Raw genomic sequence first — 21,967 nt, forward strand, 5'->3', positions numbered from 1 at the left:
CTGCGCCGATGGTACTGCACTCGACAGGGTGTGGGAGAGTAGGTCGCCGCCGACATTCAACGTGAAAGATCAGAGACGCCCCCGGACTTGTAGTCCGGGGGCGTTTTCTGCGTTCGGGGTAGGCGCATGAAGGGTTCACCAGGGCTGTCGGGCGTGCGCGGACAGCGAGGTGGCCGGCAGCTCCCACCAGCGGCACCCGCTGCAGGACCGGCAGAGGGGTGCGCGCGCTCGCAGTGCGGCAGCGTCCCGCTCGAGGGGTACAGGAGAGTTGTCTTTTCATGATCAAACAGCTCTGGGGTGCCCCTCGCCGAAGCCCTCGCGGGCTGCGAGGACCGGCGCACTCGTAGTGAGGAGTACGGCTCACCCGCCGTCGGCTGGCGAGGCGGTCTCGTGGCGGTCTCGTCAGCCGAGGGCTCCGGGATCCCCGGACAGGTGTACACCACCTCGGCGACGGCCACGCCGCACCGTCGATCGTCACGCCGCAGGGCAGGGGGCCGGATGCCGGATCCGCCCGTCAGCGTGTCGATGCCGGCTGCTCGGGCACGAGCGGTGCGAGGCGAGGTGAACCCGAGCCGCGGTCCGCGTACAGGCGTCCGGCAGTGCCCGGGGACGGTGGGCGTCGGGTGCGGAGTTCCGGGGCGCTACCACGACAGCCCGACGATCTGGGCCCGGCGCGTGGCGAGGACGGCGTATTCATCCCCAGGTGCGCGAACGATCCACAGCCGGGAAAGACGGTCCGCCGGACGTCGTCCGCCGCGGGATTCTCGAGAGGACCGCACCGCAGGAGCGACCCCGGGAGGACCCCGTGACCGTCAACCAGATCACCGTCGTCGGCAACCTGACGCGCACGCCGACGCTGCGCTACACCCCGAGCGGCCATGCCGTCACCGAACTGACCGTCGCCGAGAACTACCGCCGCATGGACCCGACCACGCGGGACTGGCGTGACGTCTCCAGGACCTACTACTCGGTGACGTGCTGGCGGAACCTCGCGGAGCACGCCGTGCAGACCCTGCACAAGGGGCACCCCGTCATCGTCGTCGGACGGCTGTACCAGGACGAGTGGATCGGCCGGGACGGTTCGATGCGCCGCACCCTGCGCATCGACGCGGCCAGCGTCGGATACGACCTGAAGTACTCCGCCGCGCTCGTGCCGCAGCGGTCCGCGGCGCTCGTCGAGCGGGAGCAGCCGCCGGTCGGGGTGACGCCCGGGCGTAGCTGGGACGGCCTGCCCGAGGAACCGCCGGCCGAGCCGGTCGACGGCGAGGAGCAGGAAGAGGTCCTCGACGACCTGGACGCCCGGCACGACCTCGACGGGGACGCGACGACCGTCGGGCGCGAGCTCGCAGCCGTACCGGGCTCCGGCGACCGAGGGTGAGCGAACTACCATCGCTATCGTGGCAGACCTGATTTACACGATGCGGAACGTGCGCAAGGCGCACGGCGACAAGGTCATCCTGGAGAACGCGTCGATCAGCTTCCTGCCGGGGGCGAAGATCGGCGTGGTGGGCCCGAACGGGGCCGGGAAGTCGACCGTCCTGAAGATCATGGCCGGGCTGGAGAACGCGAACAACGGCGACGCGTTCCTCAAGCCTGGTGCGACGGTCGGCATCCTCCAGCAGGAGCCGCCGCTCAACGAGGAGAAGACCGTCCTCGGCAACGTCGAGGAGGGTCTCGGCGAGGTCAAGGTCAAGCTCGATCGGTTCAACGCGATCGCCGAGGAGATGGCGACCAACTACACCGACGAGCTGATGGAGGAGATGGGCAAGCTCCAGGAGGAGCTCGACCACGCCGACGCCTGGGAGCTCGACTCCCAGCTCGAGCAGGCCATGGACGCGCTGCGGTGCCCGCCCGGCGACGCCATGGTCACCCAGCTCTCCGGTGGTGAGCGGCGCCGCGTGGCGCTGTGCAAGCTGCTGCTGTCCCAGCCCGACCTGCTGCTGCTCGACGAGCCCACCAACCACCTGGACGCGGAGAGCGTCCTGTGGCTGGAGCAGTTCCTCGCGAACTACGGCGGTGCCGTCCTCGCCGTTACGCACGACCGGTACTTCCTCGACAACGTCGCCGGCTGGATCCTCGAGCTCGACCGTGGCCGGACCTTCCCCTACGAGGGCAACTACTCCACCTACCTGGAGAAGAAGGCCGAGCGGCTGGCCGTCCAGGGCAAGAAGGACGCGAAGCTGCAGAAGCGCCTGAAGGAGGAGCTGGCCTGGGTCCGCTCCAACCCGAAGGCCCGGCAGGCCAAGAGCCGGTCCCGGCTCGACCGCTACGACGAGATGGCGGCCGAGGCCGAGCGGCACCGCAAGCTCGACTTCGAGGAGATCCAGATCCCGCCGGGCCCGCGACTGGGCAACCAGGTCGTCGAGGTCTCGCACCTGGACAAGGGCTTCGAGGAGCGGCAGCTGATCAAGGACCTGTCCTTCACGCTGCCGCGCAACGGCATCGTCGGCGTCATCGGTCCGAACGGGGTCGGCAAGACGACGCTGTTCAAGACGATCGTCGGGCTGGAGAAGCCGGACTCCGGCGACGTGCGGATCGGGGACACGGTCCGGCTGTCCTACGTCGACCAGAACCGCGGCGGGATCGACCCGAAGAAGACCGTCTTCGAGGTCGTCTCGGACGGGCTGGACTTCATCCAGGTCGGCAACGTCGAGATGCCGTCCCGGGCCTACGTCGCCGCGTTCGGTTTCAAGGGCCCGGACCAGCAGAAGCCCGCCGGCGTCCTGTCGGGTGGTGAGCGGAACCGGCTGAACCTGGCCCTGACGCTCAAGCAGGGTGGCAACCTGATCCTGCTCGACGAGCCGACGAACGACCTGGACGTGGAGACCCTCGGCTCGCTGGAGAACGCGCTCGAGCAGTTCCCCGGCTGCGCCGTGGTCATCTCCCACGATCGCTGGTTCCTCGACCGCACCTGCACGCACATCCTGGCGTGGGAGGGCACCGACGAGAACCCGGCGGCCTGGTACTGGTTCGAGGGCAACTTCGAGGCCTACGAGAAGAACAAGGTCGAGCGGCTCGGCGCCGAGGCGGCGCGACCCCACCGGGTCACGCACCGTAAGCTCACCCGCGACTGAGCACCACCCCACCGGGCCACCACCCCAGTGGTCCGAAGTGGCGCGACGACGCGGCGCGGGCGGACCGGGCCCGGCGGTGTCACAGGAGGCGATGTGACGTCCGACCTGGTCCTCCGCGCCGACGGCGCGACCATGGCCGAGCTGCGGACCGCGGCGGCCCTGCGCTGGCAGCGGCCGCTGCTGACCGCAGAGCTCGCGACGCAGGCGTGCGCGCGTGCCGTCGCGGACGGCGACGACCGGCACTGGCTCCGCGCAGCCGGTTGGCTGCTGGACGGGCACGCCGCCGGGGGAGACGGCCGGGACGTCGCTGCGTCGCTGCTGGACGGGCTCACCGGACGGGTACGGGCGGACGAGCCCCCCGTCCCCGTCCCGTCGCGGCCGCCCGGCGGCGCGATGATCTTCGGCGAGGCCGGGGCCCGGCTGCGGGTCGGCCTCGCGGCCGTGGCCCAGGCCGACGGCGAGCTCGACACCGCGCGCGCACTCGTCGCGGACCTGCCGGAGTCGGGTCCCGACGAGGAGCCCGGGCTGCTGTTGCTGGACCGGCTGGCCGTCGAGGTGCGGTGTGCGCTCGCCGAACCACCGGGACCCGAGCTCGAACGGCTGCGTGGCGAGGTCGAGCGGTGCGGGGCACGGCTCGGCGGGGAGGCGTCCGCGCTGGCCGACCTGGTCGTCGGGTCGGTGCACCGGGCCGGCCGGGACCACGATGCCGCGGTCGCCTGCGCCCTGCGCGGGCTGGAACGGCTCGGCTGGTCCCCGGAGCGCACGACGGCGCGCCCGCTGTCGGCGCACCTGGCCGCGTCCCTGCTGAGCCAGTGGATCACCGCCCTGCTGGACGCGGGCCGTGACCCGCTCCGTGCGGTCGCTGCCGCCTCCGCCCACCGGGACACCCCGGGGGCCGGCCGGCAGGGCGTCCTCCTGCGGCTGACCCTGGCCCGCGCCGGAGCCGGCGGCGCGGACCACGCCGCGCGGGCACTGTCCGAGGCCGCCGCCGGAGCCGAGACGGCGGGCGTACCCGCACTCGTCGCCGCGTGCCGGACGGCCCAGTCGGAGCTCTTCGAGGGGTCGGGCCGTTATCGCGAGGCGCTCGGCGCGATGCGCGCCGCCGTCGAGGCCGACCAGCTGGACCGGGGACGCGGACGGCGCTTCCGTCAGGCCGTCGGCGCTCTCGAGCCCGCCGGCGGAACCGGTGCGTTCCGGCGGTCGCCCCGTCCGCGCACGGTCGAGCACCGTCCCGAGGGCGAGGACCACCGTCCCGTGACCGAACACTCCCGCTCGGCTCCGGCGATGACGGCGCTCCCGAGCTCGGCCGACCCCGCCGTCCCCCCGACCGGGACCGCCGTGAACGGAGCGGGACCCGCCGGTGGCGCGTCGGCGGAGCCGGGAGCCGGGAGCCGGAACGGGACGGCACACAGGACCGACGACCGACCCCGCAACGGGACCGGTGAGGTCGCCGTCACCCAGCGCATCGTGCTCGGTGCGAACGGCGCCGAGACCCGGCTGCGCGGCGTCGTCGGGTCGGGAGAGGACGTGGCCACGCAGGGCGGTGCCGGCGCGGACGTCGCCGCGACGGGCCGGATCCTCCGGGGATTCCGTGGGCCGGACGAGTCCGGGGTCGGTCCCGGGGGCTCGGAAGGTGCCCGGGCGGCGATCTCCGACGACGCCGGCACCGGCGGGACGTCCGGTGCGCGAGCGGGGCACGGCGCGCCGGCCGGCGCGAGCGGGATGCGGTCCTCGCGGCCGGGTGGATCGGACATCGACCCGGACGACCCCCTCGGCGTCGCCGGGCTGTTGCCGGCCGGCGGCGGGGCGGAACCACACCGGGACGGCCCGGACCCGGCATCCGGCGACCGGCCCACCGCCGGTGACCCCGGCGCTGCCGACCGTCCGGAGGACGATCTCACCGGTGCGGAGGACGGTGACCGGGACGGCGCCGCCGACCGGCCACCGGCGCGCTGGGACGAGACCGGCACGGGTTCTCCGCTCGCGGACGCACTGGTCGCCGAGCTGCGCGTCCGGGCGGCGGGTGCCGACGACCCGCTCACCGGCCCGCTGTCCGCCGCGCCCGCTCCCGTCCCGGCACCCGGCGCGCCGGTCGAGCGGGGCCCGGGCCGCGCGCACGACGGGGAACCGCCGCCCCGGACCCGTCCGGGCGGCGGGGCCGAGGACTGCGCCCCGGGGCGGGAGCTCGGCTCGACCGGCTCCGCCCGCAGTGCAGATTCCGGCGCGGGCGACGGAGGAACGGACCCCGGCGCCGGCCAGTCCGCCGGGGAGCAGGAGCGGGCGATCGTCGTGGATCTCGTCGACCCGTCGGGGAACCCGGTACCGGCCGACGTGGCCGGCGGAGCCCTGCAGGAGATCGCGGTGCGATCCCGGCGCCTGGTCCCGCCGTCCGGGACGACGGACACCGATTCCGATGCGGTGCGGATCAGCCTCCCCGACGCCGACCGGGTCACCGTCCTCCTGTGGGCCCGGTCGCTGGCCACCCACCTCGCCGACCGGGTGCGGCGCGGCGGCCTGCCCGACGACACGTCCCTGCGACTGCGTGCCGTCGGGCCGCACGGCGCGGAGGGCGACCCGGTCGTGCGCGAGCTGACCGGGCCCGACGAGCCCGCGCCGGTCGCCGGCCCCGCGACCGAGGAGCCGTCATCCGTGGCCACGCTCGCCGACGCCGGGCGCGGGCGGCGACGTCGCGCGACCGGTGAGGATGCCGGCGACCGGACCGGCGGGACGACGTCGGCCCTGGCCGCGGCGGGGGTCACGGTGCGGCCCGGTAGCGGCGGGCGCCGGCGCGCGGCCGATCGCGCGGACGGGGCCGGGCGGGACCTGCCCGGTCCCGACGGGGAGACCGGGGACGGGCGACTCGACGGAACCCGGCCGGACCCGGCGGACGCGCCCGCACGGACCCGGACCGGAACCGAGGAGGCGACGGGGGAGCAGCGGCCGGGCGACGTCCGGCCGGACTCGACGGGTCCGCGGGACGTGCGGTCCGGTGTGGACTCGACCGTATCGATCCGCACCGACGACGCCCGGTCCGGTGTGGACCTGTCCGCATCGATCCGCTCGGGCGCACTGCGCTCCGGTGCCGGCTCGTCCGGATCGGATGGTGCCGCCTCTGATCAGTCCGATGTGGACTCGACCATGAAGATCGCCCGGCGGACCGCGGGGCACGACGCCGAGCAGCGCGAGGACTCGGCCGAGCCGCCCCGGCGACGGGCACGACGGCGCAGTGCCGAACGCGGCGACGAGCGCGGTGCGGAACGCCCCGACGAGCGCGGTGCCGATCGCGGCGATGGGCGCGGTGCGGAACGCGGCGACGAGCGCAGTGCCGACGGTGGGGTGGACGCGACCGGGCGGCTGCCCCGGAGGGCGGGCGTCGCCTCCGTCACCGCCGTGCCGACCGCGGCCGTGCCGCCCGCCGGCGGATCGGCCGGCGGGACGACGCCCGGCGCCGCGACTCCCGATCCGGACGAGCGAGCCGAGCCGGGCACCGCCGCTGCCCCGGAGACCGGGTCGGCGGGCACCTCGGACGCGTCGGGGACCGCCGCGTCCGCGCCGTCGCCGGAGACCGGTGGACCGTCCGACGACGCCACGGGCGCCTCCGACGATCCGACGACGATCCCGGAGGACATGGGGCTGGCGGATCTCCTCGCGGGTGCGCTCGCCGCCTACCGCGAGATCTGACCCCGACCTGCGGACACGGCCGTCGGCGACGATCACGCGGGTCACCCGGCGGTCACCCGATCGTGTCGGACCCGGGCGTTAGGGTGGGATCGTCAACACACGCGTGGGGCCGGGGTGGAACGTGAGCAGCGGTACGAAGGGCGACACACAGGACACCGACGCGCGGGCCGGTGGTGATCCACGTCCGGGCAGCAGCGGCGCCGCCGAGCTGGTCCGCCTCTACACGCGGCACGTGCCGTCGGACGCGGAGCACGCCCCGGGGCCGGAGCTGCCGGGCACCGCGTCGGTCGTCGACTCCCACCTCGCGCTCGGGGCGCACCGGGAACCGGGCCGCGCGGTCGTCGCCGTGACCGGCGGGTCGGGTGACACGGTGACCGTGGAGATCGTCACCGACGACATGCCGTTCCTCGTCGAGTCCGTCCTCGCCGGGATCGGGCGCGCCGGCGGCACCGCCCGTCGCGTCCTGCACCCGATCCTCGTCGTGCGGCGCGACGCCGAGGGCGTGCTGACCGGTGTCGACGTCGACGCCGACCCGGCCCACCCCGGCGACGGGCTCGCCGAGTCCTGGATGCACCTCGACGTCGCCGCCGCGGAGGCCACCGACCCCGAGCAGTTGCGCGCCGAGCTGGAACGCACCCTGTCCGACGTCCGGCAGGTCGTCGACGACACCGCGGCGATGACCCTGCGCGCCCGGGTGCTGGCCGACGAGCTCACCGGCGCGGGGCCCGCGATGCACGCCGGCACCGGGGACGACGTGCAGCTGTCCGAGATCGCCGAGCTGCTGCGCTGGCTGGTCGACGACCACTTCGTGTTCGTCGGCTACCGGCACTACCTGCGCCGCGACGGCCGTCTGGAACCCGACACCGAGACCGGTCTCGGCGTGCTGCGCCCCGGGGACGCCGGCGCGGGCGCCTTCCTGCCCGAGCGGTCCGGCGGCGACACCGCGGGCGGGACGCTGCTGATCACCCGGGCCAGCGAGCGCAGCCGGGTGCTGCGGCCGGTGCACCCGTACTACGTCGGCGTCCGCACCCGGGACGCCGACGGCACCGTCACCGGCGAGCACCGGTTCCTCGGCATGCTCACCGTCCCCGCGCGACACGAGTCGGTGCTCGACATCCCGGTCGTCGCCGGCCGGATCCGCGGTGCCATCCGCCGGGCCGGGCTGCCGCTGGACTCCTACTCCGGGCAGCAGATGCTCGAGGTGTTCTCGGTGCTGCCCCGCGCGGAGCTGTTCACCTCGTCGGCGGAGCGGCTGCACGACACCGGCGTCGGGGTGCTGGAGGCCTCGGCGCGGCGCGGGGTGCGGGTGTTCGTCCACCCCGATCCCTACCGCCGCTTCCTGTCCTGCCTGGTCTACCTGCCCCGGGACCGCTACACCACCGACACCCGGCTGCGGGTCACCGAGATCCTGCGGCGCGGCCTCGGCGGGACCGACGTCACCTACACCGCGCAGATCGGTGACGCCGAGCTGGCGATGCTGCACCTGACGATCGGCACCGACCCGGATGCCGAACAGGTCTCCTACGACCTCGCCGCGCTGCAGGACGAGGTCGCCGAGGCGACCCGGAGCTGGGACGACCTGCTGGTCGCCGCCCTCGGCGACGCCGGGCCGGCCGCGCGCCCGCTGATCGCGGGTGTTCCCGAGTCCTACAAGGCGGGCGTCGCGCCGCACCGCGCCGTCGAGGACCTCCGCCGGCTGATGGCCCTGCCGGGCGAGGGGCCCGGCGCGTTCGACCTGCGCCTCTACCGCGACGGCGACGGCGAGATCCGGTTCGCGCTCTACCTCGGGGACGCGCCGGTCACCCTGACCCGGGTGCTGCCGCTGCTGCAGCAGCTCGACGTCGACGTCGTCGACGAGCGGCCCTACGAGTTCCGCCGGCCGGACGGGCGCCGGTGCTGGCTCTACGACTTCGGGCTGCGGACCCCCGAGCCGGCCGCGGCACCGGCGGTGCCGACCGTGACGGTCGAGGACGCCGGGACCCGGTTCGAGGAGGCGTTCGCCGCCACCTGGCGCGGGGACGCCGAGTCCGACCGGTTCTCCGCGCTCGTCCTGCGGGCCGGGCTGCACTGGCGCGAGGCCGCCGTGCTGCGCGCCTACAGCCGCTACATCCGCCAGGTCGGCGGTCCCTTCACCCTGCAGTACACGGCGAACGTACTGCTCGCCCACCCCGCGGTCGCGCAGGCACTGATCACCCTGTTCCGGACCCGGTTCGACCCCTCCCGCGCCGACGCCGGGGAGCGCGAGGCCGCGCACGCCCGCGCGCTCGACCACGTCACCGCGCTGATCGAGGAGGTCAGCGGGCTGGACGCGGACCGGATCCTGCGCGGCCTGCTCGCCGTCGTCGAGGCCACCCTGCGCACCAACTGGTTCCGCGGCCGGTCGTTCTTCTCGTTCAAGCTGGACCCGGCCGCGGTGCCGGACATGCCGCTGCCGCGGCCCCGGTTCGAGATCTTCGTGTACTCGCCGGCGATCGAGGGGGTGCACCTGCGCTTCGGGCCGGTCGCCCGTGGCGGGCTGCGCTACTCCGACCGGCAGCAGGACTACCGCACCGAGATCCTCGGCCTGGTCAAGGCCCAGGCGGTGAAGAACGCGGTGATCGTGCCGGTCGGGGCGAAGGGCGGCTTCGTGGTGCGCCGGCCCGCGCCCGACCCCGAGCACGTGCAGGACTGCTACCGGACCTTCATCTCCGGACTGCTCGACGTCACCGACAACCTGCGGACCCACCCGGACGGCAGCACCGAGACGCTGCCCCCGCCGGAGGTCGTGCGGCACGACGGCGACGACTCGTACCTGGTCGTCGCGGCCGACAAGGGCACCGCCACGTTCTCCGACCTCGCCAACTCGGTGGCCGCCGACTACGGGTTCTGGCTCGGCGACGCGTTCGCCTCCGGCGGGTCGGTCGGCTACGACCACAAGGCGATGGGCATCACCGCCCGCGGTGCGTGGGAGTCGGTGAAGCGGCACTTCGCCGAGCGCGGGGTGGACACCCAGACGTCGGAGTTCACCGTCGTCGGCGTCGGGGACATGTCCGGTGACGTGTTCGGCAACGGGATGCTGCTCTCCCGGCACATCCGGCTGGTCGCGGCGTTCGACCACCGGCACGTCTTCGTCGACCCGACGCCGGACGCGGCCACGTCCTACGCCGAGCGGCGCCGCATGTTCGACCTGCCGCGCTCCTCCTGGGACGAGTACGACCGGTCGGTGATCAGCCCCGGCGGCGGCGTGTGGCCGCGGACGGCGAAGTCGGTCCCGGTCGGGCCGGAGATCCGGGCCGCGCTCGGTCTCGGCGACGACGTCACCCGGCTCTCGCCGCCCGAGCTGATCCGGGCGATCCTGCTCGCACCGGCCGACCTGCTGTGGAACGGCGGCATCGGCACCTACGTCAAGGCCTCCGACGAGACGCACGCCGAGGTCGGCGACAAGGCCAACGACGCGATCCGGGTGGACGGCCGCGCACTGCGGGTGCACGTCGTCGGCGAGGGCGGCAACCTCGGCCTGACCCAGCGCGGGCGGATCGAGTTCGCCCGGCACGGGGCGCGCGGCGACGGCGGCCGGATCAACACCGACGCGATCGACAACTCCGCCGGGGTCGACTGCTCCGACCACGAGGTCAACATCAAGATCCTGCTGGACCGGCTGGTCGCCGACGGCACCCTGGACCGGCCCGCGCGCAACGAGCTGCTGGCCTCGATGACCGACGAGGTCGGGGAGCTCGTGCTGACCGACAACGTCGCGCAGAACGCCGTGCTCGGGGTGTCGCGGGCGCACGCGTCCGAGATGGTCGGCGTGCACGGCCGGATGGTGTCCGACCTGGCCGAGCGCACCGGGCTGGACCGCGAGCTGGAGGTGTTCCCGGACGAGGTCGGGTTCGACGCGCTCGCCGCGGCCGGGCTCGGGCTCACCGGGCCCGAGCTCTCGACGCTGCTCGCGCACACGAAGCTGGACCTGACCCACCGCCTGCTGCAGACCGACCTGCCGGACCGGCCGGCGTTCGCCGACCGGCTGCCCGAGTACTTCCCCCGGCCGCTGCGCGAGCGCTACGACCACGCCGTCCGCACCCACCCGCTGCGCCGGGAGATCACCGCGACCTCGCTGGTCAACGAGATGGTCGACGGCGCCGGGATGAGCTACGCGTTCCGGCTCGGGGAGGAGCTGGCCGCGGGCCCCGACGACGTCGTGCGTGCCTGGACCGTCACCACCCGGGTCTTCGAGCTGCCCGCGCTGTGGGCGGCGGTCCGCGACGCCGACGTGCCGGTCGAGGTCGCCGACGCCGTCGTCATGGAGTCCCGCCGGCTGCTCGACCGGGTCTCCCGGTGGTTCCTGACCAACCGGCCGCAGCCACTCGCGGTCGGGGCGGAGATCAGCCGGTTCGCCGCGCCGATCGCGGAGCTGCGTGCCGCCCTGCCGGAGCTGCTGCTGGGCCGTGAGCTGGGTGCCGTGGAGGACCGCGCGGGCTCGCTGCGCGCGTCCGGGGTGCCCGAGGCGCTGGTCGAACCGGCCGCGCTGTCGCTCTACGCCTACGGGCTGCTCGACGTCGTCGAGCTGGTCGAGCTCTCCGACCGGGAGAAGGAGCCGCGCCCGGCCGCCGAGGTCGCCCGGCTGTACTACGCGCTGTCCGAGCACCTCGGGATCGACCGGGCGCTGACCGCGACGAGCCGGCTCGACCGGGGTGACCGGTGGCACGCGCTGGCCCGGCTGGCGCTGCGCGACGACCTGTACGGATCGCTGCGGTCGATCACCCTGGACGCGCTGCGCGAGACCCCGCCCGGCACCGAGGTCGAGGAGGCGATCGCGGCCTGGGAGCAGGCGAACGCGTCCAAGCTGGCCCGGGCGCGCACCGCGCTGGAGGAGATCGGGGCGTCGGCGTCGCTGGACCTGGCGACGCTGTCGGTGATCTCCCGCCAGCTGCGTGGCCTCGCCCGCTGACCGTCGGGGAGACTGGACGGCATGGCACCGTTCGTCGCGCAGGTTCCGCTGCGCTGGACCGACCAGGACGCGTACCGGCACGTCAACCACGCCCGGATCGTCACGCTGATCGAGGAGGCCCGCGTCGCGCTGGCCTTCACCGGCGCCGGGGCGGAGGGGCTGACCGGCTTCGCGTCCGGGCTGCTGGTGGCGAACCTGCAGGTGGACTACCGTCGCCAGCTGCCGTGGCGGGCCGAGCCGGTGCGGGTGGAGATCACCGTGCGGGAGCTGCGCGCGGCGTCGTTCACGCTGTACTACGAGCTGCACGACGGTCCGGGCGCCGACGACCCGGTCGCGGTCACCGCGTCGACCCGGATGGCGCTCTACGACCTGGACGCGCAGCGTCCGCGGCGGCTCACCGAGGACGAGCGCGACTACCTGAAGCGACACCTGGAGGAGGTCTCGTGACGCTCCGGCTCGCCGATCCGACCGAGCGCGACGACCTGGGCGCCTTCACCGCCCGGGTGGTGCGGCTCGACCAGACCGCGGCGATCCGGCTGACGGCCTCGGCCGGGAGGGTCAGCGCCTGGGCGCGGACCCCGTTCGACGTGCTCGTGACCCGGTCGGTCGCCGGGGAGCTGGACCCCTCCGGCGCGGTCTCGGCGCACGCGTCGTCGTTGCTGACCGCGCTCGCCGTGGACCGCGCCGAGGCCGTCGACACCGGGCCGCCCGCGGTGTGGACCGACGAGCTTCCGCCGGTACAGGGCTGGGAACGGGTCGACGACGTCCCGGCCGACGAGCTCGACGGGCTGGCCGACCGGGGGCTCGCGCTGGCCCGCGAGCACGCCGGGCCGATGGGCCCGCCGGCGTCGCTGCTGGACCAGACGGTGCTGACCGTCTCGCCGCAGTCGGCCGGACGCCCGGTCACGGTGCCGATGCGGGTGCTGTTCGCGATGTCCGGGATGGGGTTCCTGGGTGCGGGCCCGGACGGCGGCGACGCGGGTGGCCCGCGGGTCCGGGTGTCGGCGGCCGGGTCGTGGGTGCGGCTCGACGCCCGCTACGGCGCCGTCGTGCGACGGCGGATCGTGTCGCTGCCGCTGATCGGGGCGACCTGAGCCGGCCCGGGGTGGCCTGAGCGGGTCCCTGTCCGGCGCGCTCAGGCCAGGTCGAGGACGCTGATCTCGCCGCGGCCGGCGACCCACCCGGTGCCGCCGTCCGGCGAGACGGCGACCCCGGCGGGGGACTCGGCCACGGCGACGGTGCGGACGACCTCCCAGGTGGCGGTGTCGACCACCCGCAGGCCCAGCCCGGTGCTGACGTAGAGGTGCGCGCCGTCCGGGGCGAACGCCAGACCGGACGGGCCGCCCGTCGTGCGGACGGTCGCGACCTGGGCGCCGTCGAGCGGGTCCAGCACCGTGACCGTGCTCGAGTCGGGACCCGCCAGCGCGACCAGGGGCTCCGGGAGCTCCGCGCCGGTGATGGCGACGAACTGCGCGCCGCCCGCGGCCGGGTACTCACCCGCGACGGCGAGGGTCTGCGGGTCGAGCTCGGCCAGCCCGCCGGCGTCGTCCCCGGTCGCGACGTGGATCCGCGCGGCCCGCTCGTTCGCGGTCGCGGCGAACGGGGTGCCGGCCACCGGGACGGACCGGGTGACGACCCCCGCGTTCGGGTCGACCTCCTCGACGACGCCGCCGGCGCGGGACGGCACGTAGAGGAAGCGCCCGTCGGCGCCGGTCACGGCGCCCGCGGGATCGCCGGCGACCGGGACGGTCGCGACGATCTCGCCTGCGGCCAGGTCGACGACGGCGAGCTGCCCGGCCGGGCCGTCGGCGAGGCTGACGTAGGCGAGGCTGCCGTCCGGCGAGGTCGTCACACCCTGCGGCGCGCCCGGCAGGGCGATCTCGGCCGTCACGGTGTCCGTGCCGGTGTCGAGCACGAGCAGCCGCGGGTCGTCGGCGACGGCGACGAGCGCGCTGCGGCCGTCGGGCGCGGCGGCGACGGCGACCGGGTCGGCCCCGCCCGGGACGGTCGCGCGCACCGTCGGGAGCTCGACGCTCGCCTGCACCGGGCCGATCTCGGGTCGGGGACCGAGGCCGGGTGCCGGTGCTCCGAGGGCAGGCTCCTCCGCCCCGGTGGGGGCGTTCTGCGGGGCCGGGGAGAACATCGCCCAGAAGGTCAGGCCGCCCAGCAGCAGGATCGCCAGCGCGATCGCCAGGCCCGCCGGCGACGGCGCGCGACGGCCGTTCCGCGGCGTCGCGCCCATGATCGCCTCACGGCGCGGGGTGATCGGCTTGGCCTGCGGCTCGGGCGCCGCGGTGGTCTCGGCCTGCACCGACGTCTGCGGTCCTGTCGTGGTGACGGTCCCGGGGTCGTTCCCGGCCGCGGCCCGGGCGGCGGCGACCGAGACGGCACCGACCGCGGCCGCCGCGGCGGCGTTGCGGGCGACGGGGTCCTGGCCGTCGTCGGTGCCGTCGTCCTCGGGCGCGGGGTGCGGTGCCATCCGGGCGGTGCCCTGCTCCGGTGCGCCCGGCACCGGTCCGGGCCCCTGCCCGGGCGGCGGCGTGGCGGGGCCGCCGTGCCGGGCGTGCCCGTCGGCGCCGACCGGCCGCATCACGACGGTCGTCTCGTTCGTCGACGTCTCCGTGAACGGGCGGCCGGGAGCGTGCGACGGTGCCGGCGGGCCATGGGCCGACGGTGGGGCCCAGGGCGAGCCGCCGGTCGGGGGGCCGCCGGGGTGTCGGTGCCCACCGGTGGCCGGGCCGCCCGGTGCGGGCGGGGCTCCGATCCCGGGCCGCCGGACGGGAACGGACCCGGTGGTGCTCTCGGTGCCCGGCCCGCCGTCGGTGCGGAACGCTCCGGTGCTGCCCGCGGCGGGTGCGCTGTGGCCGGGTGTGGAGTGTGCCCCGGTTCCGGCGCCGGCGGGTCCGTCGGCGGGTGCGTGGTGGCCCGGGGCGGGGTGCGCCCCGGTACCGGCGGTGGCCGGCCCACCCGCGGGGGAGCGGTGGCCGGTGGCCGGGTGCGACCCGGTGCTGCCGGCGCTGGGCACGCGGTACGGGCCGGTGGGCGCGCGGTGGCTCCCCGGACGCGTCGCCGGGACGTCGCCGCCCGGGCCGGTGCCCGCCGCGACATCGGTGTGGCCCGGTGCGGGGCGTCCGGTCCCGGAGTCACCGGTGGCGGGGCCACCACGTCCGGGGTCTCCGGTCGCGGGGTCGCCGTCGGCGCCGGAACGGTCTCCGGGCGGACCGGCCTCGCCCGGTGACCGGGCGTCGTCGGACCTCGGAGCGGCGAGCTCCTGCCGGGGCCTGGCGGGCAGGTCGCCGAAGCCGCGGCCGCTGCGCGCGCCGCCCGGGGCGGAGAAGAGCTCGTCGCCGGACAGCCCGGCCATCGCCGGTCCTCCCGCGCCACCGCCCATCGCCGGGCGGGGCGCCGCGGACCGGCCGTCGTCGGACGGGGTGGGCCTGCGGCGCCCGGGCATCGTGGGACGTCCGCTCCCCGCCGGTCGCTGCTCGTCCCGGTCGACCGGCTCGGGGGTCGCGCTCGGGTAGTGCCCGATCAGGGCGCCGGGCGGGAGGACGAGGGTCTCCGGTCCGTCGGGATCCGCGGGGCGTCCGAAACGCGGGGGCCACCGTTTGGTGGTCGCCGGGGCCCCGGCCCCCGTCGGCGTCCCGGCCGGGTCCGGGGTGCTCGGCCCGGAGCCGTCGACGTCCTCGGGCTCGTCGATCGGGCGGGGAGGCGGTGCGATCGGCGGTACGACCGTGGGCGTGCGCGCGGTGACGGGCACGCCGTCCGTGCCGGGGCCGGCGCCCATCCGGGGGCGCCCGGCGGCGGGGGTCTCCTCACCGGCCGGGCCCGGGTCGGTGCGGCTCGTCCCGGGGTCGGTGCCGTCGGTGGTGTGCGGGTCGTCGTGGCCGTCGGGGTGGGCCTCCGGGTCGCCGGGCCGGTCGTCCGCCGCCGTCCCGCGGCCGGCCGGTGCCCCGGGGTCGGCCGGTGCTCCGGGGTCGGCCGGTGCTCCGGGGTCGGCCGGTGCTCCGGGGTCGGTCGGGACGGCACGCTGGTCGCGGGACTCGCGGTCGTCGCCGCCGGGGGCGCCGCCGCTGCCGGTGTCGTCGCCGTGCCCGGTCGCGGGGCGGTCGGTCGCGTGGTGCTCGGGCGCGTGCGGGCCGGTTGCGTGCGGCTCGGCCGCGTGGGTGCCGGGGTCGGCGGTCGCGGCCGCGTGGTCGTCCGGCCCGGGGGTGCGGGAGTCGTCGTCGCCGGTGAGCGGGGCGAAGGCCGGCGGCGGGGCGAACCGGTCGGCGGGGGTGTGCAGCGGGTCGTCCGCGTGCGTGCCGGAGCGGTCCTCGCGGGCGGCGTCCCGGCCGTCGTCGGGCCCACATGTCGTCTGCTCGCCGGCGAGGGGCTGCGCGCCGGCGGCCGGGTCCGCCGTGTCGAGGACGGGGATCGGACCGACCCCCAGCGGGTCGTCGCCGAGGTCGCCGAGGTCGGCGTAGGTGTCGTCGAGCTCCGCGGGCTCGTCGGCCGGCGGGGTCGGCGTCGTGGCCCGCTGGTCCACCGGGGCCGGCTCCCGGTCCGGGTGGCCGGCGGGGCCGGAACCACCGGTCGTCCCCCGGTCCGGTCCGGAGCGCTCGTCGCCGTTCGCGGAGGCGGGACCGCTCGCGCGGTACGGCGTGTGGGCGACGAGGTCGGCGAAGCCCGTACCGCCGGGCGCGGTGGTCCGGGTGCCGTTCGACGGCCGACCGGTCCGGCCGGGTACGGGAGGTGCCGCGCCACCCGGCGCCGCACCCTCCTGGCGGTCCGAGCGGTCCTCCGAGCGGCGGTCCTCGGTGCGGTCGTCGGACGTCCCGGGGGTGCGGGCGGGACCCGACCGCATCACCAGGTCGACCAGCGAGCCGGGGACCACCGGTACGCGGCCGGTCCGGATCGCCTCGCCGAGACCCTCGGGGTCCGGTTCGCCTCCGTCGTCGGGGCCCGGGTGACCGGGCGCCGACGTCATGCGTTCTGCGACGGTCGGGTGCACATAACGATCTGATTATCGCGAGCGCCGCCCGGGGCCCGTACCCCGGGTCGGCCCCCGGTGCGTCCGGGACGCACCGTTCACCCCGTCCGTCCTGGTCCGGGCGTTGTCGCGCCCGGTGCCGAGCTCGCCGAACGGCAGTACCCCGATCGAGGTCAGCGAGACCGGCGGGATGTACCCGATGGTGGTGTTCTCGGGGTCCTCGTCGGCGGAGCCACCCGAGGCGGTCGCGTCACGGCGACCCGGCCCGGCGAGAAGCGTGCCGGGCGGGGTGTCCCGGTCCCCGCCGGCGGGGGAGTCGTCGCGGGAGTCGCCGGCCGGATCGCCGGCGTCGACGGCCGGTCCGGAACGGTCCGCGGTGTCCGGGCGGGTGCCGCGGCCCTCGGCGGTGCGGTCGGTCCCGGCGCCGTCCTGCGGAGCGCGGGCCGAGCGGGTGGCCGAGCCCCGCGCCGGGGTCAGCGTCGAGACGGTGGCGACCGCGCCGGTGTCGCCGGGCTCGGCCTCAGCCCGGGACGCCGGTGACGGGCCGAAGAGGGCGTCGTCGAGCGCCGCGGAGACCGGCTCGCGGGCCAGCTCGGCCGACAGCGTGCGCTGGACCCGGGTCAGCTCGGTGCGCACCTCGTCACGCAGCGCGGCGAGCCGTTCGACGTCCCGGACCACGCCGGCGCGGCGGTCGGCCGCGTCCCGCTCGGCGTCCCGGCGCACCGCGGTGGCCTCGTCACGGGCCGCGGTGAGCACGTCGTCGGCGTCGGTGCGGGCGGCGACCACGATCCGGTCCGCTTCCTCGACGGCCACCCGGACCCGCTTCTCGACGCCTTGCTCGCGGTCGTCGAGATCCTGCTCGCGACGGTCGACGGCGGTCTCGCGCTCGTCCATCGCGGTGCTGCGCGCGGTGAACTCGCGGTCCAGGGTGGCGGCCCGGCCGAGCAGCGCCTCCTCGGTCCGGGTGCGCCGCTCGTCGGCCTCGGCGCGGGCCCGCTCGACGATCTCCTCGGCCTCGGCCGTGGCCCGGTCGCGCAGCTCGGCGGCCTCCTGCTCCGCGGCCTGCAGGACGCGCTCGACGCGGCGTCCGAACCCGGCGTCGCCGCCGCGCTCGGTGGTCGCCGCCTCGACCTGCTCCTGCAGCCGTCGCACGTGCGCGCGGGCCGCGGACAGCGCGGACTCGGCCGACTCGGCACGCCGGATCTCGTCGTGGATCCGCCGGTCCAGGTCGGTCAGCCGGGTGTCGACCTCGGCCCGGTCGTAACCACGCAGGACCACGGTGAACCAGGCGCCGTCCTCGGGCGTGCCGCGGTCCGGCGCGGCGGCCCGGCGGGAGTGCCGGGACACGCCGCCGTGCACCGGATCCGGACGCTCCGGACCGGACGACGACGGCGAGGGCGATGCGCTCACGAGAGAACCCCCCAGACGGGTGACAGCATGCCGCCCGGAGTGCCCGCGGCGACGTCCCGTTCAACGAGGGCGTACGCGTTCGGTCACGACGACCGCCGGCGTCAGTGTCGCCCAATCTCCAACATCATCCATATGGCCGCATGACCGACGGCGCACCGTGCACGCCAGGTGACACGCTGGTCAGAACTCGGAGTTCTGCATGCTCAACGCCGCGTACTGCATGTAGTTCCACAGCTGCTCGCGGTGCTCGGGGGAGAGGTTCTCCTCGTCGACGGCGACCTGCATGCAGCGCAGCCACGCGTCCCGCTCGATCGGGCCGATCCTGAACGGGACGTGCCGCATCCGCAGCCGCGGGTGCCCGCGCTGGTCGGAGTAGGTCCGCGGGCCGCCCCAGTACTGCTCCAGGAACATCCGCAGCCGGTCCTCGGCCGGGCCGAGGTCCTCCTCCGGGTACAGCGGTCGCAGCACCTCGTCCTCGGCGACCTGCTCGTAGAAGCGGCGGACGATCCGGTGGAAGACCGGGGCGCCGCCCACCTCGGCGTAGAAGTTCTGCGGTGCACTCACGGACGCCATCGTCGCACTCCCCGGCCGTGCTCCCGGGTCTCAGCCCTGTTTCTGGATCGCCGGTCCGGCGGGGAACAGCATCGGGCGCGGGATGCCGTGGTCGTCGAAGGCGTCGGTGATGGCGCCGTTGAGCGCGCGCTGCACGGCCCACTGCCGGCCGGGGCTGGTCCGGACCGTGATCCGCAGGGTGATCCCCTCCGGCCCGATCTTGTCGACGCCGAGGACCTGCGGTGTCTCCAGCACATCGCCGGCGATGTCGTCGCGGGCGGCCCGCTCGGCCGCGGTGCGGCCGGCGAGGCTCGTGGCCTCCTCGACGTCGGCGCTGTGCGCGACCGGGAGGTCGATCACCGCGACGGCGTGTCCCTGGCTCATGTTCCCGACCCGCAGGATCTCGCCGTTGCGCACGTACCAGACGGTGCCCTGCAGGTCGCGGACCGTGGTGATCCGCAGACCGACGGCCTCGACCGTCCCGACGGCCTCGCCGAGGTCGACGATGTCGCCGACGCCGTACTGGTCCTCGAGCAGCATGAACATGCCGGACAGGAAGTCGCGCACGAGGTTCTGCGCGCCGAAACCGATGGCCAGGCCGAGCACGCCGGCGCCGGCCAGCAGCGGCCCGAGCGGGTACCCGAGCTCGCTCATGATCATCATGACGCTGACCAGCAGGACGACCGCCGAGACGATCGAGCGCAGCACCGAGCCGATGGTGCGGGCCCGCTGCATCCGCCGCTGCACCCCGGGCGGGGCGCCGGACCGGTCCGGCGCGTCGTCGGCGCGCCCGGACCGCCGGACGCGCCCGACCATCGTGGTGAACCGGCCCTCGGTCGCCCCGGCGACCAGCCGGGCGATCCCGCGGTGCGCGAGCCAGCGCAGCAGCACCGCGAGCACCACGATCACGGTGATCGAGACCGTGCGGTCGACGATGACGTCCGCGGAGCGCGCGAGGAAGTCGCTGTGCGTCCAGTCGTAGAAGACGGCACACCAGGACCCGGCGTCCTCGGCACAGGCGGGCATCAGCGCGGCGGCGTCGAACGACACCGGCGGATCGATGGGCACGCGTCCTCCTCGGGCGCATCGGGGAGTGCCGAACCGGCGCGGGACCGCCCGGGGAACGGGGGTGCCCGGCGTCCTCGGTGGACGAGGCTACGTCACCCGTACCGGTGATCGACCGGGTCCCCGGCGCGGTCGAGGTGTGCCGGCAACCGATGGTGTCCGCCCAGGTCAGGAGCGGGTTCCGGGGAGCCGGTCACGGTCCGGACCGGGACGACGCCGGCCCAGGCGAGATCGGCGGTGACGTCCGCCTCGTCGTCGGACGGCGGGCCGCTGCGGGTCTTCACCGAGGCCTCGCCGAGGTCCAGCGCGAACACCGCGGTGGCGGCCAGCTCGCGCCGCGAGGGGCGTCGGGCGTGGTCCCACGCGCCGGGGGTGAGGTGCTCGATGATCGTGCGCAGTCCGTGCAGGTGCCGCTCCGGGTCGTGGACGCGGTGGGCGACCCCGTGCACGACGGCGCTGCGGTAGTTCATCGAGAAGTGCATGACGGCACGCGCGTGCACGATCCCGTCGAGGTGGGTGACGGTCACGCAGCACGGCAGCTCGTCGTCGCGCAGGTAGCGGGCACCGGTCGAGCCGTGCAGGTAGAGGGTCTCGCCGTCGCGGCCGTAGGCGGTGGGCAGGACGACCGGGGCGCCGTCCCGGACGACGCCGAGGTGGCAGACCCAGCCCTCGTCGAGGACGGCGTGCAGGTCCGCCCGGTCGGTGGCGGCGCGGTCGGGCTTGCGGCCGAGGGTGCTGCGTTCGGTGGCGGAGAGGTTCACGCCGATCAGGCTCGCGCGTCGAGTGGCATCCTGGAACGGCCACTACGGACCGGAACGGGAGGGCCGATGGACGTGCCGCCGATCGCGCTCGACCGGGCGTCGCGCACCCCGCTGGCGGTGCAGCTCGCGGACGGTCTGCGCGCGTCCGCGGCCTGCGGGACGCTGCGGCCGGGGGACCGGCTGCCGTCCACCCGCGCGCTGGCGACGGCGCTCGGGCTGAGCCGCACCGTGACGGCCGCCGCCTACGACCAGCTGCTCGCCGAGGGCTGGGTCGCCGGCCGGGTCGGCTCGGGCACCTATGTGACGTCGGTTCCCGGCCGCGGAACCGCCGAGATACGGAGCAGCGGGAGTTCTCGATCTCCGGGGTCCGCTGGGCCGTATCTCGGCGGGGCTCGGCGGAGCGGCGGGGCGGCTCGGGGTGGCGTGCCGGAGGAGCGGTGGGTGCTCGACCCGGGCCGGCCCTGTGTGGCGGCCCTGGACCGCGCGATGTGGCGGCGCGCCTGGCGCGCCGCCGCCGACCCCGATGCGGACGACCGCCCCCGGCCCGGCGGGCTACCGGAGTTCCGGGGTGCCGTCGCCGAGCACCTGCTGCGGCACCGCGGGCTGGCCTCGGGCGCCGACGACGTCCTCGCGACCGCCGGGACCTCGGCCGCCGTCGCCGAGCTGGCCCGGCTGCTGCCGCCCGGCGCGGTCGTCGCGGTCGAGGAGCCCGGCTACCGGCGCGCCGTCAGCGCGCTGCGCGCGGCCGGATGCGTGATCGCCCCCGTCCCGGTCGACGACGACGGGCTGGTCGTCGACGCGATCCCGGCCGGCTGCGCGGCCGTCTACACCACGCCGGCGCACCAGTTCCCGACCGCGGTGCGGATGGCCGCCGCCCGGCGGGTCGCGCTGGTCGAGCGGGCCCGCGCGGAGAACCTGCTCGTCATCGAGGACGACTACGACGGCGAGCTCCGCTACGACGTCGCCCCGTTGCCGCTGCTCGCCTCGCTGGCACCCGGGTACGTCGTGCACCTGGGGACCGCGAGCAAGATCGTCAGCCCGACGCTGGGCGCCGGCTGGGCGGTCGCGCCGGAACCGGTCCGCACGGCGTGGCGGGAGCTGCGGTCGCGGACCGGGACGCGGCCGTCGCCGGCCGGGCAGCGGGTGTTCGCGGCCCTCGCGGCGCACGGTGACCTGGCCCGGCACCTGCGGCGGCTGCGGCGCGAGCTGAAGGAGCGCCGCGAGCTGGTGCTCGACGCCGTCGCGGCCGCCGGCTGGGCCGCGCACGGCGACCCGGCCGGGGCGCACCTGGTCGTGCGGGGGTTCGCCGGGGCCGAAGAGGAGATCGTCGCCGCGGCGGCCCGGGCCGGGGTCGGGGTGCGCGGGCTGGCGGGCTACCACGAGGGCCCGCCGCGGACGTCCGGCGTGGTTCTCGGCTACGCCGCGGGCACCCGGGCGGACCTGACCACCGCCCTCACCCGCCTCACGAGCCCCACTGGCCCCGCAACCGCCTTCTACTCATGACGCTTTAGCCCGGTCATGCCGG

General features: G+C 75.9%; 12 protein-coding genes. 7 read left to right on the forward strand and 5 right to left on the reverse strand.

Features of this window, described 5'->3' with window-relative positions; all coding sequences use genetic code 11:
- Positions 1-805 precede the first annotated feature (805 nt).
- The 6 genes from WIS52_RS30100 to WIS52_RS30125 all read left to right on the forward strand — a co-directional run bounded on the left by WIS52_RS30100 (position 806) and on the right by WIS52_RS30125 (position 12,776).
- Positions 806-1,378 (forward strand): single-stranded DNA-binding protein, encoded by a 573-nt coding sequence (locus WIS52_RS30100; RefSeq protein ID WP_349301809.1) that lies wholly within the window; start codon positions 806-808, stop codon positions 1,376-1,378.
- A gap of 19 nt (positions 1,379-1,397) precedes the next feature.
- Positions 1,398-3,074 (forward strand): energy-dependent translational throttle protein EttA, encoded by a 1,677-nt coding sequence (gene ettA, locus WIS52_RS30105; protein ID WP_349301810.1) that lies wholly within the window; start codon positions 1,398-1,400, stop codon positions 3,072-3,074.
- 93 nt (positions 3,075-3,167) lie between these two features.
- Positions 3,168-6,755 (forward strand): hypothetical protein, encoded by a 3,588-nt coding sequence (locus WIS52_RS30110; RefSeq protein ID WP_349301811.1) that lies wholly within the window; start codon positions 3,168-3,170, stop codon positions 6,753-6,755.
- A gap of 121 nt (positions 6,756-6,876) precedes the next feature.
- Positions 6,877-11,682, forward strand: coding sequence for an NAD-glutamate dehydrogenase (locus tag WIS52_RS30115; protein ID WP_349301812.1), 4,806 nt, complete (start codon positions 6,877-6,879; stop codon positions 11,680-11,682).
- Between the two features lie 21 nt (positions 11,683-11,703).
- Complete coding sequence (locus WIS52_RS30120) at positions 11,704-12,129, forward strand: acyl-CoA thioesterase (RefSeq protein ID WP_349301813.1); 426 nt, start codon at positions 11,704-11,706, stop codon at positions 12,127-12,129.
- Positions 12,126-12,776 carry a hypothetical protein gene (locus WIS52_RS30125; protein ID WP_349301814.1) on the forward strand — a complete coding sequence of 217 codons (651 nt, stop codon included), beginning with the start codon at positions 12,126-12,128 and terminating at the stop codon, positions 12,774-12,776. The genes WIS52_RS30120 and WIS52_RS30125 overlap by 4 nt, the downstream gene beginning before the upstream one ends.
- Before the next feature lie 41 nt (positions 12,777-12,817).
- Here the strand turns inward: WIS52_RS30125 and WIS52_RS30130 are convergent, their stop codons facing one another.
- From WIS52_RS30130 to WIS52_RS30150, 5 genes are all read right to left on the reverse strand, one after another.
- A complete protein-coding gene (locus WIS52_RS30130; RefSeq protein ID WP_349301815.1) occupies positions 12,818-16,651 on the reverse strand; it encodes a hypothetical protein in 3,834 nt (1,277 codons plus the stop codon).
- A gap of 36 nt (positions 16,652-16,687) precedes the next feature.
- Complete coding sequence (locus WIS52_RS30135) at positions 16,688-18,064, reverse strand: coiled-coil domain-containing protein (protein WP_349301816.1); 1,377 nt, start codon at positions 18,062-18,064, stop codon at positions 16,688-16,690.
- Between the two features lie 180 nt (positions 18,065-18,244).
- Positions 18,245-18,628 (reverse strand): globin, encoded by a 384-nt coding sequence (locus tag WIS52_RS30140; RefSeq protein ID WP_349301817.1) that lies wholly within the window; start codon positions 18,626-18,628, stop codon positions 18,245-18,247.
- A gap of 39 nt (positions 18,629-18,667) precedes the next feature.
- Positions 18,668-19,684, reverse strand: a complete 1,017-nt coding sequence (locus WIS52_RS30145; protein WP_349301818.1) for a mechanosensitive ion channel family protein — start codon at positions 19,682-19,684, stop codon at positions 18,668-18,670.
- 92 nt (positions 19,685-19,776) lie between these two features.
- Positions 19,777-20,442, reverse strand: a complete 666-nt coding sequence (locus tag WIS52_RS30150; RefSeq protein WP_349301819.1) for a pyridoxamine 5'-phosphate oxidase family protein — start codon at positions 20,440-20,442, stop codon at positions 19,777-19,779.
- 66 nt (positions 20,443-20,508) lie between these two features.
- Here WIS52_RS30150 and pdxR point away from each other — a divergent pair, with 66 nt between their 5' ends.
- Positions 20,509-21,945: a MocR-like pyridoxine biosynthesis transcription factor PdxR gene (gene pdxR, locus WIS52_RS30155; RefSeq protein WP_349301820.1), complete on the forward strand. Its 1,437-nt coding sequence runs from the start codon at positions 20,509-20,511 to the stop codon at positions 21,943-21,945.
- Positions 21,946-21,967: the final 22 nt, after the last annotated feature.

Origin of the sequence: Pseudonocardia nematodicida (genome assembly GCF_040105385.1) — a bacterium.
Lineage (GTDB): Bacteria > Actinomycetota > Actinomycetes > Mycobacteriales > Pseudonocardiaceae > Pseudonocardia > Pseudonocardia nematodicida.

Excerpts from the sequence above, each read along its gene's own strand:
- WIS52_RS30130 (WP_349301815.1), bottom strand. The coding sequence starts at position 16,651 with ATGACGTCGGCGCCCGGTCACCCGGGCCCCGACGACGGAGGCGAACCG.
- pdxR (WP_349301820.1), top strand. The coding sequence starts at position 20,509 with ATGGACGTGCCGCCGATCGCGCTCGACCGGGCGTCGCGCACCCCGCTG.
- WIS52_RS30120 (WP_349301813.1), top strand. The coding sequence starts at position 11,704 with ATGGCACCGTTCGTCGCGCAGGTTCCGCTGCGCTGGACCGACCAGGAC.